Source organism: Mesotoga sp. H07.pep.5.3 (genome assembly GCF_002752615.1).
GTDB classification, from domain to species: Bacteria; Thermotogota; Thermotogae; order Petrotogales; family Kosmotogaceae; genus Mesotoga; species Mesotoga prima.
Genome location: NZ_AYTV01000024.1, coordinates 85,670 through 99,895, shown reverse-complemented (window position 1 = coordinate 99,895; position 14,226 = coordinate 85,670). Strand labels below are relative to the sequence as shown.

15 protein-coding genes and 1 pseudogene are annotated in these 14,226 nt (G+C 45.6%); 10 read left to right on the top strand and 6 right to left on the bottom strand.

Features of this window, described 5'->3' with window-relative positions:
* The 5 genes and pseudogenes from V513_RS14015 to V513_RS11165 form a co-directional block, all read left to right on the top strand.
* Nucleotides 1-200: pseudogene (locus tag V513_RS14015) on the top strand (group II intron reverse transcriptase/maturase); the annotation flags it as partial.
* A 608-nt stretch (nucleotides 201-808) separates the two neighbouring features.
* A complete protein-coding gene (locus V513_RS11180; protein WP_006486683.1) occupies nucleotides 809-1,045 on the top strand; it encodes a hypothetical protein in 237 nt (78 codons plus the stop codon).
* A 390-nt stretch (nucleotides 1,046-1,435) separates the two neighbouring features.
* Nucleotides 1,436-3,124: an alpha/beta hydrolase-fold protein gene (locus V513_RS11175; RefSeq protein WP_099772811.1), complete on the top strand. Its 1,689-nt coding sequence runs from the start codon at nucleotides 1,436-1,438 to the stop codon at nucleotides 3,122-3,124.
* 83 nt (nucleotides 3,125-3,207) lie between these two features.
* Nucleotides 3,208-3,873, top strand: coding sequence for a response regulator (locus V513_RS11170; RefSeq protein ID WP_180274889.1), 666 nt, complete (start codon nucleotides 3,208-3,210; stop codon nucleotides 3,871-3,873).
* Nucleotides 3,874-3,877: 4 nt separating this feature from the next.
* On the top strand, nucleotides 3,878-5,260 hold the full coding sequence (locus V513_RS11165; protein WP_099772809.1) for a sensor histidine kinase: 1,383 nt from the start codon (nucleotides 3,878-3,880) through the stop codon (nucleotides 5,258-5,260).
* A 265-nt stretch (nucleotides 5,261-5,525) separates the two neighbouring features.
* On the opposite strand, the gene V513_RS11160 is transcribed toward V513_RS11165, so the two are convergent.
* The 3 genes from V513_RS11160 to V513_RS11155 are packed head-to-tail and all read right to left on the bottom strand — an operon-like array spanning nucleotide 5,526 to nucleotide 6,699.
* A complete protein-coding gene (locus tag V513_RS11160; protein WP_099772808.1) occupies nucleotides 5,526-5,756 on the bottom strand; it encodes a methyltransferase in 231 nt (76 codons plus the stop codon).
* Between the two features lie 11 nt (nucleotides 5,757-5,767).
* Nucleotides 5,768-5,938: a hypothetical protein gene (locus tag V513_RS13900; RefSeq protein WP_180274886.1), complete on the bottom strand. Its 171-nt coding sequence runs from the start codon at nucleotides 5,936-5,938 to the stop codon at nucleotides 5,768-5,770.
* A gap of 2 nt (nucleotides 5,939-5,940) precedes the next feature.
* On the bottom strand, nucleotides 5,941-6,699 hold the full coding sequence (locus V513_RS11155; protein ID WP_099772807.1) for a SagB/ThcOx family dehydrogenase: 759 nt from the start codon (nucleotides 6,697-6,699) through the stop codon (nucleotides 5,941-5,943).
* Nucleotides 6,700-8,070: 1,371 nt separating this feature from the next.
* Here V513_RS11155 and V513_RS11150 point away from each other — a divergent pair.
* From V513_RS11150 to V513_RS11130, 5 genes are all read left to right on the top strand, one after another.
* A complete protein-coding gene (locus tag V513_RS11150) occupies nucleotides 8,071-9,108 on the top strand; it encodes a hypothetical protein (RefSeq protein WP_099772806.1) in 1,038 nt (345 codons plus the stop codon).
* Between the two features lie 13 nt (nucleotides 9,109-9,121).
* Nucleotides 9,122-9,478 carry a GntR family transcriptional regulator gene (locus V513_RS11145; RefSeq protein WP_099772805.1) on the top strand — a complete coding sequence of 119 codons (357 nt, stop codon included), beginning with the start codon at nucleotides 9,122-9,124 and terminating at the stop codon, nucleotides 9,476-9,478.
* Entirely contained in the window at nucleotides 9,471-10,052 is a 582-nt protein-coding gene (locus V513_RS11140; protein WP_099772804.1) for a hypothetical protein, read from the top strand. The genes V513_RS11145 and V513_RS11140 overlap by 8 nt, the downstream gene beginning before the upstream one ends.
* Nucleotides 10,049-10,891 (top strand): ABC transporter ATP-binding protein, encoded by an 843-nt coding sequence (locus V513_RS11135; protein WP_099772803.1) that lies wholly within the window; start codon nucleotides 10,049-10,051, stop codon nucleotides 10,889-10,891. Before V513_RS11140 ends, V513_RS11135 begins: the two co-directional genes overlap by 4 nt.
* A 381-nt stretch (nucleotides 10,892-11,272) precedes the next feature.
* Entirely contained in the window at nucleotides 11,273-11,770 is a 498-nt protein-coding gene (locus V513_RS11130; protein WP_099772802.1) for a hypothetical protein, read from the top strand.
* Here V513_RS11130 and V513_RS11125 read toward each other — a convergent pair whose 3' ends face one another.
* Genes V513_RS11125 through V513_RS11115 form a run of 3 tightly spaced genes read right to left on the bottom strand, consistent with a single transcriptional unit; the run spans nucleotide 11,771 to nucleotide 14,181 of the window.
* Entirely contained in the window at nucleotides 11,771-12,328 is a 558-nt protein-coding gene (locus V513_RS11125; protein WP_099772801.1) for a GNAT family N-acetyltransferase, read from the bottom strand.
* Complete coding sequence (locus tag V513_RS11120; protein ID WP_014730956.1) at nucleotides 12,309-12,638, bottom strand: hypothetical protein; 330 nt, start codon at nucleotides 12,636-12,638, stop codon at nucleotides 12,309-12,311. The genes V513_RS11125 and V513_RS11120 overlap by 20 nt, the downstream gene beginning before the upstream one ends.
* Nucleotide 12,639: 1 nt before the next feature.
* On the bottom strand, nucleotides 12,640-14,181 hold the full coding sequence (locus V513_RS11115; RefSeq protein ID WP_099772800.1) for an exodeoxyribonuclease VII large subunit: 1,542 nt from the start codon (nucleotides 14,179-14,181) through the stop codon (nucleotides 12,640-12,642).
* Nucleotides 14,182-14,226: the final 45 nt, after the last annotated feature.

Genomic DNA, 14,226 nt, shown 5'->3' with positions numbered 1-14,226 from the left:
AGACAACTAAGAAACTGAACAGAGTTCTCAGAAGGACCGGATGGAAAGAAAAAGTCAATATGAGAATGAACAAATGGCGATCTTCTCACTCAAAAGCAGCCAATTACGCCATCCCCAACAGGTTCTTTGAAGAGATGAACCTCGTCGATATGACAAAATACCATCATCCCCTGTCGAAATTTCCGATACTTGATCCATGAGCCGTGTACGCGACCCGTACGCACGGTTCTGTGAGAGGACGAGGGGCTCCGCCCCTCTCCTACTCGATGATCTAAGTACCGCTATGCGCTGAAAGATCAAACCGAGATCCCGAAACAAGTTCGGGATGACAATGTAAGGGACCTCGTGAAGGCGCTACCTGGATGACTGTCTCAGCATTATTTCGTGAAGACAGCCTGGACTGTGGCATGCTTTTCTTCTCGGCACCCGAGACCCTACGCTCGATACCCTGCTCTTCATTCCGTCATCTGAACTTGATTCAGAATCCTTCTCCCAAAGTTTTATCGAACCCGCTACCTGCAATCCATAAGCATAGTATTTCTAAGCCCGGATCCCGAACTAAATTCGGGATGACTAAGTGAAAGACGGTTGAGAAGGAGAGCATGATACGACAGTATTTGCTAATTCCGAAAACGTCTAAATCTGAACTCGTTTCAGCATCCAGCTCCTAGTTATTCTTCGGGAAACGGAGAACCGTTCTACGGCGAACCGGTTTCACTTGGCTCTTTCCAACCCCCTACCTGAAGCCCCCAATTACGCTTGTTACACAGGATGATATAATTGTTATGAAATGCAGGAGGTGTAAGCTGTGTATTACAGATCAAAGGAAAATGGGATTTTCAATTTCAACCTCTATTCAAATTACAAGGCAGTAGGGAGTCGGTACATCGCTACACGTCCAACGGAGCAAGAAGATGTTGTTGAAGAACTAAACAGCGAAGATGATGCAAAACTCTTTGAGGAGTTCATATGGGCTTCTCTGCAAAGAGTTCGAGATTATATCGACTTCAAGGATTTCGACAGTTTCTGTCACGGTAGAAGATAGCGAGGTTTGAATAAAGGACGAGCAAAGCAACGGAAAACATAAGATGATGTAAATAAATTCGCATAGTGTACTTTCATAGCCTTCAGGAGTGTATAATATCAAAGACCGACCTAATAGGGTTCGGAGGAGGAGGTAAACAATGGAGTTCAACTTTCTTTCTGTTGTTGAATGCGAATTTATGAAACTTAACCAACCTCACAGTGTGAAACTTCATTCGTGTGAAGACTCACTTCGCTCTCTCCGCGCTCGTCGTCGTTGCTTCTAAAGAAAGTCTTTCAAAGCTAGCATCCCTCAATCCCAGTTTTGGCAATCATTTAAGTACGACCTTTGTTGACCTGCGATTTTTGACAATAATTCCACAAATACCACGATTTTATGGAGGTGGGAAATATGTTTAGAAAGGGTATTGTTGCCCTAATTGTTATTCTTTTTGCTGGATTCACGGCGTTTTCACTGACTTTCGAAGTGTCAATGAGCCAGGAAGCCATTGATACAGTGGCTTCTCTCGGCCTTGAGACACCGATAAATGGAAGGGTCTTCGTTATTGTCAGCAAAGACTCATCCAGTGAGCCAAGTATGCAGACAGATGTTAGAGGAGTTCCCTTCTGGGGGAAAGATGTATTCAAAATGACCTCTGAATCGGTTGTGAAGATCTCCGATGGAGATATGGCAGTAGCCGGCTATCCCATCGATCTATCTGACTTGCCTGCTGGAGAATATTTCGTTCAGGCACTGATTAATGTCTACACGACATTTAACAGGGCAGACGGTCACACAATTCTTATGCATGACGATACCGGCGACGGTCAATGGTTCTGGGAATCCGTTGGTAATGCTACGAGCAAGACAAAGAAAGTCTATCTTGATCCTGCAAACCCAGGGTCAGTAGAACTTGCTATCACTGAAGTAATAATGCCTGATTACGATCTGGAGCCAGGAATGGTACTTCAGCAGGGAAATTACACAGACACAGAATGGGTGAAGTACGTAAAGATCAAGAGTGACGTGGTGTCGGAATTCTGGGGGAAAGACATGTATATCGGCGCCAATGTTCTTCTTCCTGAAGGCTATTACGATAACCCAGATGTATATTACCCTGTCATTTACTATCAGGGCCACTTCCCGGGCGGAAGCGCACCGGTAGGTTTCAGAGTAGACAACGATGTCTACAAGTTCTGGACAGAGGACGGCAATGCGAGATTCATCGCTGTTTCTTTCAGAGATGCGACACCTTATTTCGACACCTCTTACTCAGTCGATTCGGAAAACTCCGGGCCTTACGGAACAGCAATCATAGAGGAACTCATTCCTTACCTAGAAAGCCAGTTCAGAATGATTCCCGAGAAGTGGGCAAGAGTTCTTGCTGGCGGTTCTACCGGTGGATGGGAAGCTCTTGCAATGAAGGTCTTCTATCCAGATTTCTTCGGAAGAACATATGTTTGGTATCCGGACGGTGTTGACTTCAATTACTACCAGCTAATCAATATCTACAATGACGACAATGCTTATTACTCTGACTTCGGCTGGGTAAAGACGGAAAGGCCAAGTGCAAGAGACAATCACGGAAATATCAGATTCACCGTTAAGCAGGAGAACTACTTTGAAATGGCTGCAGGACCGAGCAACAGATCCGGTGGACAGTGGTCGGTATGGGAATCAACATACAGCCCGGTGGGAGTAGATGGATTCCCTCAACCGATTTGGGACCAAATTACCGGTGAAATAAACAAGGATGTTGCTGAATACTGGAAAGAGAACTTTGATCTTAACTATATTCTTCAGGAAAACTGGGAAGAAATTGGTCCGAAAATTGCTGGAGACGTTCACGTTGCAGTGGGCGATATGGACAACTATTATCTCAATGAGGCCGTCTATCTTTTGAAGGCAGCTATGGAGAAGATGGAAAATCCAGTCTCCGACATGACCTTCGATTTCGGTCCAAACCAGGGTCATGGTTGGAAGGGTTGGAGCCCGACCGATCCTAATAAAGCCCTTGCTCTTCAGGAGTGGCTATTACAGCTTTCAGATTACATGAAGGGACACGTCCCTGAAGGAGCGGCGATTGACTGGATTTATTGACGTAGATCCATGATACCGATTTGGGATGCTAGAATTGACCGGAGGGTCTCCCCTCCGGTTTTTTGATTTCTGGAGGTGTAGTTCTGAGAATCTTGATTGTCGAAGATGAAGAGACGATATCTGCTTTTCTCCAAAAGGGTTTGAGAGAAGAGGGATTCGTAGTTGATTCCGCAAAGGATGGAAATGAAGCGATACGACTATCATCATCCAATCCGTATGACGTAATTATACTGGATGTTCTCTTGCCTATTAGAAACGGGTTTGAAGTTTGCAGTGAACTTAGAGCCAGCGGCAACCACACACCGGTCCTTATGCTCACGGCTCTTGACTCCGTAGATGAAAGAGTAAAGGGACTAAACACTGGGGCGGACGACTATCTTGTGAAACCCTTTGCCTTCAAGGAGCTTCTTGCAAGAGTGAACGCGTTGCTCAGGAGACCCCGAGAAAGTTTCGATAGGGTCCTGAGAGTTAGCGATCTGACTATAGATACCGTTTCTCATACCGTCAAGCGTGGCGACAAAGAGATAGAGCTTTCGCCAAAAGAGTATCGCCTTTTGGAGCATCTGGCGAGGAATGCTCATCAGGTGTTGAGCAGAACGCAGATTGCCGAAAGCGTCTGGGATCAGGACTTCTTCAGTGATTCTAATGTGGTAGATGTCTACATCAGGTATTTGAGAAAGAAGATAGACGACCCGTTTCCTACGAAACTCATCAATACTGTGAGAGGATTCGGTTACCGGCTAGGTTGATAGAATGAAGAAACTACTTCCGATACGGATAAAGTTAACCCTCTGGTATGTTCTCTTTCTCGGTGTGATTTTATTTGCTTTCAGCATTCTCATCTATATGATTTTGAGCGCTCAACTGCACAGCGAAACAGATTCTTCGCTGAGAATTGTCTCTTCACAGCTGCTCGCGAATATCGAGATTGTTCAGAACTATCCGGTATTCAAAAAGTCGGTCGAAATGGATTCGCTAACCAACAGGCTTCTGGCAGAGGGCTTTGCCGTGAGACTTATAAATAATTCCGGAAGTATTGTAGAGGGTTTCGGACCGTTTGGAATATTGAAAGCCTCGATAGATTTGGCCGACAGAGAGTTTTCAAGCGTTTCGACCTCTGTTGGAGTTTGGAGAATCTTCACATTGCAGATTGGGCAGTGGGGATGGATACAGGTAGGTAAGTCTCTTTCAAGCGTTAGGGTCGCATTGTTTCGTTTGTCAAGGCTCATGATGTTGATTGGCCCCACAATAATTATCCTTGCAGTAGTTGGGGGCTTCTACTTGGCGAAGAAATCACTGGAACCAGTTGAAAGAATAACTCTTCTTGCGGAGGAAATCAGTGTTGAAAAGCTCAATAAGAGATTGAATCTCGCCCTTCCGGATGATGAACTTGGTCACCTAGCCAGTACATTCGACGGAATGCTCGAAAGGCTCGAGGAATCTGTGAAGAAACAGAGACAGTTTACATCTGACGCCGCTCACGAGCTGAGGACACCGCTAGCGGCAATCAGAAGCATAGTGGATGTTACGCTTCACAGAGATCGTAGTTCCGAGGAATATGTAAGTGCTCTTTCGCGTATTCAGAGAGAAATAGAGAGATTGAGCGGCCTGATAGACGATCTGCTAATTATTACAAGGCTGGAGAATACTCTTCCGAAAAGGGAATTTGCGGTCTTTTCTGTGAGCGCTCTAATCTGGGAAGTTCTGGAAACGATGATGGTTCTCGCGAAGGAAAAGAATATCGAGATCGAAACCGATCTACAGGAGAACGTAGAGATAGCAGGTGATCGAAAGCATCTGTCGAGAGCTGTGTTCAATCTTGTGGACAACGCAATAAAGTACACGCCTGAAAACGGCAAGATAAGGATTGTGGCAAGACTTAGTGAATCGAATGAGAGGATCGAGATAATCGTTGAAGATAACGGCATTGGCATACAGTTAGAAGATATGGAGAGGATTTTCGATAGGTTCTACAGAGTGGACAGAGCAAGATCGCAAACGAGAGGCACAGGTCTCGGCCTCTCGATTGCTAAGGAAATTGTAAAAGCGCATGGTGGCGTTATCTCGGTAAAAAGCTCTCCAGGAAAAGGATCTACCTTCAAAGTAAGCCTACCTTCGAAGATTAGAAAACTCTAATGATAGTTTAATTGTTCTCTAATGTAAGAGCCTTATAGTTAAGTTGATGCAGCGATAGAAGATTCACATAGATTCCATCCCTGTACGCAGAGTAGGTAATGCAAATTACGAAGAGGGAGCCTGAGGATGATTAAGCTACTCCGGTAAAGCGATAGTAAATCAGGCTCCGCTTCTGAGAAAGTGAAAAATGCCCTTTTCATCATCCCCAAATGGAAGCCAGGAGACTGGCTTCTTTCTCTATTCTGCTGGTAATGACACGGAGATTCTAGAGCGAATCTTCACTAGACCCTCGCCCGTGAAGGAAATTCAGAGCATCGAACGTTTCATATCTCATCATGTTCATCTTTCCTGCCAGAGCATCAATGTTGATGAAAATAGAATGATCTGCCGAAGTCAACTCCATTATCTTTGACAACACTGCCCGCCTAATTCCTTCCTTTTCGGGTTTGTTTTCTTCTTCTACTTCTAGAATACCTTTGTGTGTAATTCCAAGCATTTTGAAGGGCTTTATCTCAAAGAGTTCTTCTCGCCGAGGACTTGCACGATCTCATTTAGTTCATCTGGGTAACGGTCTGATTCCCTAACTACTTCGTCTACTGAAAAATACCTCTTCTCTCTTCCAAGCACTTTTCTGTATATACTTTCTAGAACAAGCTTATCTGGTTGAGAGATACTCATAATCAATACCTCTTTGGTTTTCCTACTGGAGCCATGTATATTGCGAACTCGTCATAACCATCCAAACCGATCAACTCGTCTGTCTTTGTCTGATCGTAAGCGGCAATAGCACATGTCCCCAGATTGAGTGCCTCGCACGCCAGGTAGAGGTTCTGACAGACGTGACCTGCATCCAGGAGAATCGGCTTATATGAAGTCAAGTCGTATCTCCACTCTGTTCTGTAAGGAAGGACGGACCAAACAAAGGTGACTGCACACTGGCCGACAAACTTCTGACCGAGAGCGGCCTCTGCCACTTCTTTGGCGAAATCTCCTTCTTTCAGGAAGATTAGCGAATGAGACAGAGCAACGTAGCGATATAAACCTTTCTTGAGACCCTTCACAAGTCTGACGAAAAGGTATGTTTCGAAGGGGTGACGAGCACCTGCTGAGGGGACCGTCCTCAGTGTCGCATAGTTGTTTTTCAGAACACCCTTGACTCCCTGTGTGGACCAGAGAAGAAATGAAAGCGACTCAAGAGAGATCTTATCATCTGAGAATATTCTCCTGCTTTCTCTGGAAAAGATGATTTCCCTCAAGTCTTTCATATGGAGGTTAACAGCGTTCGGGTCGGGCAGTTTGATTAGTTCATATCCCTCCGAGCTTTTTTCCAGTGGAGGCTGAGGTTTCCCTTCCATTTGATCTGTTTTCTTAAGCTGTCTATCCACTTCTTCCCAGATCTTATTGCCTAAGAAGGCTCTTCCTTCCTTTCTATCAATCATGCAACCCTCCCCTTCCTCAGCTATATAAATAAGTTTAGCATAACAAAGAATAGCAGATTCAGAAGAAATTAGAGGAATTTCGAGAAGGTGATTCTGATAAGAAATCGTGGGCGCAAGGCTGGGCAAGAACATTTCGAGAAGAGCCTCGGGTCAACCGTCAACGGTTCACCGTCCTCCGAGAAGAGCATGTTTTAGTCGAAAGACGCAAGGCAGCGAAAATCATCGGCGGTCGCAATGCCGCCTCGGCGGGACGCAAGGCTGGCTTTGCCAGGTCGCAATGCCCGCTTCGCGGGGAAGATCTGCGTAGCCAGTCTGCTTCGCAGGCCAGTTCCGATTACGTCGGGCAAAGAATTAGTTTCCACTGAGGACTGCTGAAGACAACGTTGTCCGTCAACGCTCAGCACTCTTCAGAGAAAGGCAAAAATGATGCTGCTTCTCAGGAAGTGATGCGCGGAGGAACATCCGGGGAATTGATGCTCGCTGCCGCACCAGGAGGTTAAAAGAAAAGGAAGCAAGAGGAATTGATTCAGTGTAGGAGAGAATGAATGAAAATGCCAAGTGGATCCTGGATTGCTCAGAACGTACCACATGTCGTCATTCTGACAATGCTCCTGGTTAGAATCTCGGTCTAAAAGACGCTGTGCGCTTAGGTGCAAGAACCCGCTGAACGCTGCTGAAGACAACGTTGTCCGTCAACGGTCCACCGTCCTCCGCTGAGAGGATCAAAACCAGATCCAGGATCAAGTCCGGGATGACAATATTGGGTGATCAAGAGAACATAACATTCTATCTGAATTTGTTTTGGCATCCAGTTCTTGCATTATGACTTCAGTTCCGCTTTTTTCAGCTGATCTCTTGCTATTTCCAGCGTTAAGCGTCTCCTTGCAAGCGGGAAGCGGTTCTTGTTGGAGAACGGAGACCTTTCAACGGCGGCGAACCGGTTTCACTTGGCTCTTTCCAACCCCCTACCTGCTATCCCCAACCACGTTATATTCGAAAACCGAGATCCCGAAACAAGTTCGGGATGACTGAGTGAGAGACATGCAAGAAGGCAATACGGGTTCGGAAATATATGCTAATTGTGAAAGCGTGGTAATTCGTCATGCTGAACCCGTTTCAGCATCCAGCTCCTAATTATTCTTCGGCGGACGGAGAACCTTTCAACGGAGAACCAGTTCCTTTGCTCTTTCGAACCCCCAACCTCCGACCCCGAACCACGATTTCTTGAACAAATTCACATAACTCCATACTGTTTCAAAGCTACTGTTTGAGAGTAAAAGTCGAAGGGAAATTTCCAAAAGCAGTACTTGACAATGTAAAGAACTAGTGTTCTAATGGAGTAGAACACTATATCATTAAGGAGGTGTGCAGGTGAACAAGAAGTATCCTTCGATCACTAAGCTGATATTAGCAGGAGTACTTGGTCTGTTGGCTTTGCTGATTCCATTCGCGGCGGTCAAGATACTCCTAGCTATTGCTGGAATCGTTATAGTTGCGTTAAGCCTGAAGAAATTCAAATGGCTGCTCATAACTCTCGGTGTTCTGTTCCTTGTTATTCCAATAGTAGCCCTGGGCGCGATAAATGGAATCGGGCAGAATTTCCTCAACTGGCCTCTCGGTTTCATAGACGATCCTTCGATTCTTCAGTGGTTCAACTGGATCGAGAACGATGATTACGAATACTATGGCAACAACGAAAGGGACTACAACAGGAAAGGCTCAGATCATAAGACTTATATGCCTGATCAGTATGTGGATGGAGCAAAGGAAATCGTTGTTTCGGGACTTGGTTTTGAGATTAGCTTCGATGAAAACTCAGATAAGGTCCACATCCCTTCGGAGCTCGAAATTAACAGATATGGAGAGAGTTTGCAGATTTCGATGCCCAAGGATATGAAAAACTCAACTGCGCAAATAACTATTGGAACGCTTTTAGAACTTGAGAGATTGGAGTTTAGAACGGCTTTCTTGAGGCTGAACGACAACGTGAATGTTGCGAAGATGGAAATTCAGACTATCTCAGGAGAGATCAGGGGAGAAATCATGGCGAGCAGGATGATTTCGATTGAGGGAGCATCTCTCTCAATAACTGGAACCCTAAAAGCTCCGGAAATAATTATTGCAAATGTGCCTTCGCTGTCCTTCATGGGAAGTGTAGAGGCAGAAAAGTTTACCGTGCAGAACGGGATAGCACTGGCCTTTTCTATGGATGCGTCGAAAATCGAGAATCTTTCGATTCATGGAACCGTGGTAAACGGGAGGATAAAATTCAGCGATTCGTGGACCGGGAGCAGAAAAGTGAACGTGTCAGGAATAGGCGGATCGCTCAATCTATTGATGCCCACCGGGAGTGGTGGCTTTGAACTAATTACCTCTGGTAGGGTGAGCGTCGTTACTGAGAAGTATTGAAAGAAGTGATGTCATGTTTGGAAAAATAGATAAACACGATGGTGTTCCAGCCTATATACAGATTATGAACATAGTTAAGAGGGAGATTATGCTCGGACGTCTAGAAAACGGAGACCAGTTGCCCCCGGTGAGGGAGATGGCCGCGATGTTCGGAGTGAATATGAACACCGTAATCAGATCACTCGAAAGGCTGCAGTTCGAAGGGTTAGTGGAGGCAGAACATGGGGTCGGCTATTTTGTGAAGACGGCACATTCGATAAACAGAGAAGTAATGAAGACGATATCTGAAAGTGTAGGGGAATTAAAGAAAAACGGTATAGATCTGCAGATGGCTAAGGTTTTGCTTGAGGAGGTATGGAAGAATGACTGAAAAGATTGAAGCATATTTTATGAAAGAGTTCAGTGAAAAGGCAGGAAGGATAGCCGTCTTTTCCCTTGGATTGCTGATCCCCTTCTATCAGGTGAGAATGATATTCCTCTTTCTATTGGCAATGAGTCTTCTCCCATCAGATATTCAGCATAAGAGGCTTGGGTCGCTGTTGGCGCTTCCGTACTCGCGCCAGGAGTTGTTCTGGATATCGTATCTCTTTCTCATTGCGATGAGCGTTGTTACACAGGTGATTGGAATGGCGTTGTTCGGTGCTCAGCTAATCTCATCGATGAATGTTTACTGGCTTTCAATGGTGATCGGTTCCATAAGTTTTTCTACTGCCTATTATGCCGTTTCAATGATAAGCGTAACGGCCGGTCTAGACAACTTTGGTATTCCATTCCTCGTGCTGATTGCCGATTTGATAGCTGGAGGTGTCGGAAACAGGTTCAGCAATCCGTACTTCTATGCAAGCCCGGCCCACCAAGGTAACGTTTGGATCAGTGGGGCCGTTTCGCTAGTTGTGTTGCTGGTTGCAAACTATCTATTCGTCAAGAAAGGAGTGCAGAAATGATAGTCTCTGTAGACAAACTAAGAAAGTCCTTCTCGTCGAAGCCCGTTCTGAACGATATTTCTTTCAATGTAGAGCAGGGAGATATCTTTGCGATAGTCGGGCCAAATGGCGCGGGAAAGACCACGACGCTCCGCTGTATATTCGGAGAAATCGCTCCGGAAGGTGGAGAGCTAACGGTATTTGGAGAGAAGGTTACATCGCGTATTAAGGAGAAGATAGCGGTCATGACGGAAGATCGGCTGACCTTCAGGAGGTTCCTCGGCGAGGACTACCTAAGGATGTGGAGAATGCTTTATCCAGGCTGGCGAGAGAAGGTTTTCACCAGTTTTGCCGTGCATTACAAGTTCAATCTAAACGAGAGAGTTGAAACATATTCAATGGGCATGAAAACCTTATTCCATATAGCTCTTACGGTTGCTAGCGGAGCCGATCTTCTCATCCTCGACGAACCAACTCAAAGTCTCGATCCGGTGATAAGACAGGAAGTGATGGGTGTACTGAGAGATTATGTTCTTCAGGAGGGCAAAACAATGATTATCTCCTCTCACGAGATCTACGATCTGGAGGAGATTGCCGGTTCCTTTGCCGTAGTCCTTGAGGGAAAGGTGCTATACTCAGACACAATAGACGGTGCCAAGGAGACACACCGGATTATCCCGAAGGGGCAGACTATACCTTCAGGAGAGATTATAGGTGTTACGGGTGAGGAAACCCTGGTCCGAACTGATGAAGAGGCAGGCAGATTTCCAAACTTCAAAGAGATCGTGCTGGGTTACCTTCAGAGTAAGAAAGCCTTTGCGCCTTTTGAAGAGGAGTTCAAACCTAGATTCAAGATTTGATAGTGTCTCTTTGCTAAACATTGCACGGGGCGATCGGCAGTATCGCCCCGCTCTTGAAGCTAGAAGTGGATCGAGTCACAGATGTAATTGCAAGGTACGCGTTTCCATTATCCAGGTTTTGCGGTCATTTGTCACTGAGATGTTTGGAATCTGATTTGTTGGACTGAATGACTGGATGGATTCCGTTGGAGCTTTTTCTCTCATAGTCCAGTTTGTATCTTAGTAGTTCGCCTTCGGGACTGCACTTTGCTCTTTGTCTGCTGCGAGGCGTAAATTCGAGGAAGAATCTAACTCTTCTGTGACTCTTGAGCTGCAGAAGTGTAACATCCAGAATTATCAGGTATTATATTCGTGAGGGGATTTCGTAAGGGAGGTCTTTGTATGGAAGAAGAGAATGTGAAGAAAGAGACTGTAAAGAAGGGGAGCGGACTGTCTCAGATCTTTCTGGGTCTGATTGTTATTGCGCTTGGATTGGTGATCATTTTTGTGCCCGCCGTATTGTCGAACTTCTGGCTCTTGTTTATCTGGCTTCCAGGAGTGATTATGGAATACAATGCTTTTAGAAACAGGAATAACGGTTTGCTTGTTCCCGGCGGAATTCTTCTGGTCGTTGCGCTTGCGCTCACTCTTGGAGTCATCTTCCCCGGTTTCTATTCTCAAGGAGGTTGGGGTCTCTTCGTTCTTGCTCCTGCCTTTGGGCTGCTACAGCTTTATCTTGCCGATGGACGAAGGAATTTCGGTTTACTCGTTCCGATTGCGATATTAACTGCTGTGGGTGTGATCGCTCTTATACCTTCATCACTTTCCCAATGGACAATGATAGTTGTCGGTGTGATTCTCATTGTCTCTGGTTTGCTCGTTCTTTTTAGAAGGAAATAGTCAAACGTCTCGTCCCATCTGATAGAAATCGAAGTAATCATCGTTGACTCGCATGAATTTCTTCAGTTTCCCTTCGATTTCGAAGCCCATCTTTCTGTAGAGGGCTATCGCCCGATCGTTATCGGTACGGACTTTAAGACCGATCCTTGTAATCCCGTTTCTGCCAGCATGTTCAACTGCGAGTTCAATAAGGACTCTTCCTATTCCCATTCCCCAGTACTTCATTGACACTGAAAGAGCTATCTCGGCCCAGTGGTATATTCGCTTTCTTGAGCCCCCTTGCATCGTGATAAGACCTACTATGCTCTGATCACATTTGGCTACTGCCATGAGACAGTTGCTTCTCTCTTTGAAAGAACTTATGAGACGCCTTTCATCCTCACTGCTCATGGTGAACTCGCCTCTTCCAAAGCTGAGATAGTCGGACTCGACGGCTACTGAATTGATGTATTCGATTATTCTCTCTGAGTCGCCAATGTCCGCTCTGTAAAAGTGACAAGTGTCACCGTTTCTGAGAGTGATTTCGCGCAGAGGGCTCTCAGAATGGTAGTTTTCCATCTTCGCCTTCCGCAGATGTCTCTGGAGGCTCCTCGGAAACATCTTGCGCCTCAATTGAATTCAGAAAACTAGAGTACTGTTGATCAAGTTCTTCTTTTTCCTTTTTGAGAGTGATCAAACGCAATCGGGCGGCTGTAAGCAGCTGAATAGCCTTCTGGTAAGCTTTGAGTGCAATTTCGACATCGATCTGAGAGTTGCCACGGAAATACTCGTCTATCGATCTTATGTAGCCAAGAAGCTTCTTGAAGTCCATAGCGTTTATCTGATCTTCTTTCAGTTTCAGAATTGATTCGAGAGTCTTTTCATCCATTTCATACCTCCGATTTCACTTCATCAATTGTAGCTTTTGCTTCGCCGTCTTTGAAAATACAGTCAACTTCATCTCCGGGAGAGACAGTTCTGACACTGTTAACAATTCTGTCGGCTTTCTTCAGAACCACACCACCGAAAAGGAGCGAGGCTGCGTATCCCCCATGCAAAGTGAGGTCGTTGAAGAGGTCATCGAGGTCGTTACCTGCCTCGTTGATTTTATCGTCGAACAGTCTGAGTATTCCTTTGTCAAGTAGCTCGACCTGTCCATTTGCGTTCATCAAATGTCTGTCGAGCTGATTTCTCAATCCTGCATAATCTAGCTGACTTTCACTGTAGTGAAAACTTCTTTGGATGGTCGTCTCCGCCCTGTTTATCAGCCCCTCGGTAACTGCTAAAATTTCGTTCATCGTTCGCTCAATAGAGAGAACATACCTGGTTGGGTTGAAGGATCCAAGTTCGTTCACAGCCTGGCCGATCCTGTGAAGAATGGTTCCCGACAAAACCCTTATCTCATCCTCAAAGAAATGCTCCGTTCGATTCATATTGTCCTCTATTCTGTCCGACATGATCCCAAGTCTTTTAGGATCGGTCTCATCCCAAGCTCTTTGGAATAGCCAGTTCATTTCGTCGTCTAAGAGATTGGCGAATTCTTCAAGAGAGGCGACATACTCGTTTACCTGTTCGGTTATTCCTCTCGCTACTGCCGTCGGGGTGTCGAATCTCTTCCATGCGACGAAGTCCGGAATCGTGAAGTCTCTTTCATGGCCGATAGCGCTAAGCACAGGGCAGTAAGTCTTGTTGAAATCCGAAATTGCACTTCCCAAATCCAGGTTGTCGAAGTACATCAAGTCGCTCGCAGAGCCACCACCTCTGGTCAGGACCACAACGTCGTATTTAACTGGACAGGAGGCGATTTTCCTCAAAGCGGAAAGAATCCCGGGGACGGTTCGATTCCCCTGCATATATGATTCAAAAAGATGAACAATGGGTTTGTAAGGATATTGAAGAGAGAGATTAGAGAAGAAGTCCCCGAGTCCCGCTGCAGTTGAAGACGAGATTACGGCAATCCTTTTAACCGGGGGCAGCTCGGCGAGATCGTGTTCCTCGGTTCTCAATGCATTCCGAGCTTTAAGAGCGAGATAGATCTCCCTTCTTCGTGCGGCAATATCCGACTCACCGATCGGGGCGATCGTATCTATCCAGATAGAAAAGCTTGCACGGGGTTTGTAGAAACTGAGAGTCCCTTCGAAGAGCCACTTCTTACCTTTCAAATCGGACGAGCTCTTTAGAGCTAGCTGTCTTCCCATCCTTGCAAAGGCAGAGGTGCCTGAAATCATGCTCAGATCTATTCGCCGCTTCGTACCTCGCTCAACGTAATCCTGAGATACATTGATATATACATAGCTGCCTCTGACATTTATATTGGTAACATCGGCAGGAAACTTGACTCTCAGATTGTTCAAACCCGCATCTGTAAGAATCGTTCTAATATGTTCTAGCATATTGTCAAGATCCTTGAATTCAAGAGTTTCTTCTTCCATGAAGTTCTCCTCTGAATGAATACTCTACTCCATTATAAAAGAAGA

What these genes read in the sequence shown, in the direction of transcription:
- V513_RS11160 (WP_099772808.1), bottom strand. Translation starts at nt 5,756, where the DNA reads ATGCTTGGAATTACACACAAAGGTATTCTAGAAGTAGAAGAAGAAAAC.
- V513_RS11140 (WP_099772804.1), top strand. Translation starts at nt 9,471, where the DNA reads ATGACTGAAAAGATTGAAGCATATTTTATGAAAGAGTTCAGTGAAAAG.
- V513_RS11175 (WP_099772811.1), top strand. Translation starts at nt 1,436, where the DNA reads ATGTTTAGAAAGGGTATTGTTGCCCTAATTGTTATTCTTTTTGCTGGA.
- V513_RS11145 (WP_099772805.1), top strand. Translation starts at nt 9,122, where the DNA reads ATGTTTGGAAAAATAGATAAACACGATGGTGTTCCAGCCTATATACAG.
- V513_RS11130 (WP_099772802.1), top strand. Translation starts at nt 11,273, where the DNA reads ATGGAAGAAGAGAATGTGAAGAAAGAGACTGTAAAGAAGGGGAGCGGA.
- V513_RS11120 (WP_014730956.1), bottom strand. Translation starts at nt 12,638, where the DNA reads ATGGATGAAAAGACTCTCGAATCAATTCTGAAACTGAAAGAAGATCAG.
- V513_RS11155 (WP_099772807.1), bottom strand. Translation starts at nt 6,699, where the DNA reads ATGATTGATAGAAAGGAAGGAAGAGCCTTCTTAGGCAATAAGATCTGG.
- V513_RS11115 (WP_099772800.1), bottom strand. Translation starts at nt 14,181, where the DNA reads ATGGAAGAAGAAACTCTTGAATTCAAGGATCTTGACAATATGCTAGAA.
- V513_RS11135 (WP_099772803.1), top strand. Translation starts at nt 10,049, where the DNA reads ATGATAGTCTCTGTAGACAAACTAAGAAAGTCCTTCTCGTCGAAGCCC.
- V513_RS11125 (WP_099772801.1), bottom strand. Translation starts at nt 12,328, where the DNA reads ATGGAAAACTACCATTCTGAGAGCCCTCTGCGCGAAATCACTCTCAGA.
- V513_RS11165 (WP_099772809.1), top strand. Translation starts at nt 3,878, where the DNA reads ATGAAGAAACTACTTCCGATACGGATAAAGTTAACCCTCTGGTATGTT.
- V513_RS13900 (WP_180274886.1), bottom strand. Translation starts at nt 5,938, where the DNA reads ATGAGTATCTCTCAACCAGATAAGCTTGTTCTAGAAAGTATATACAGA.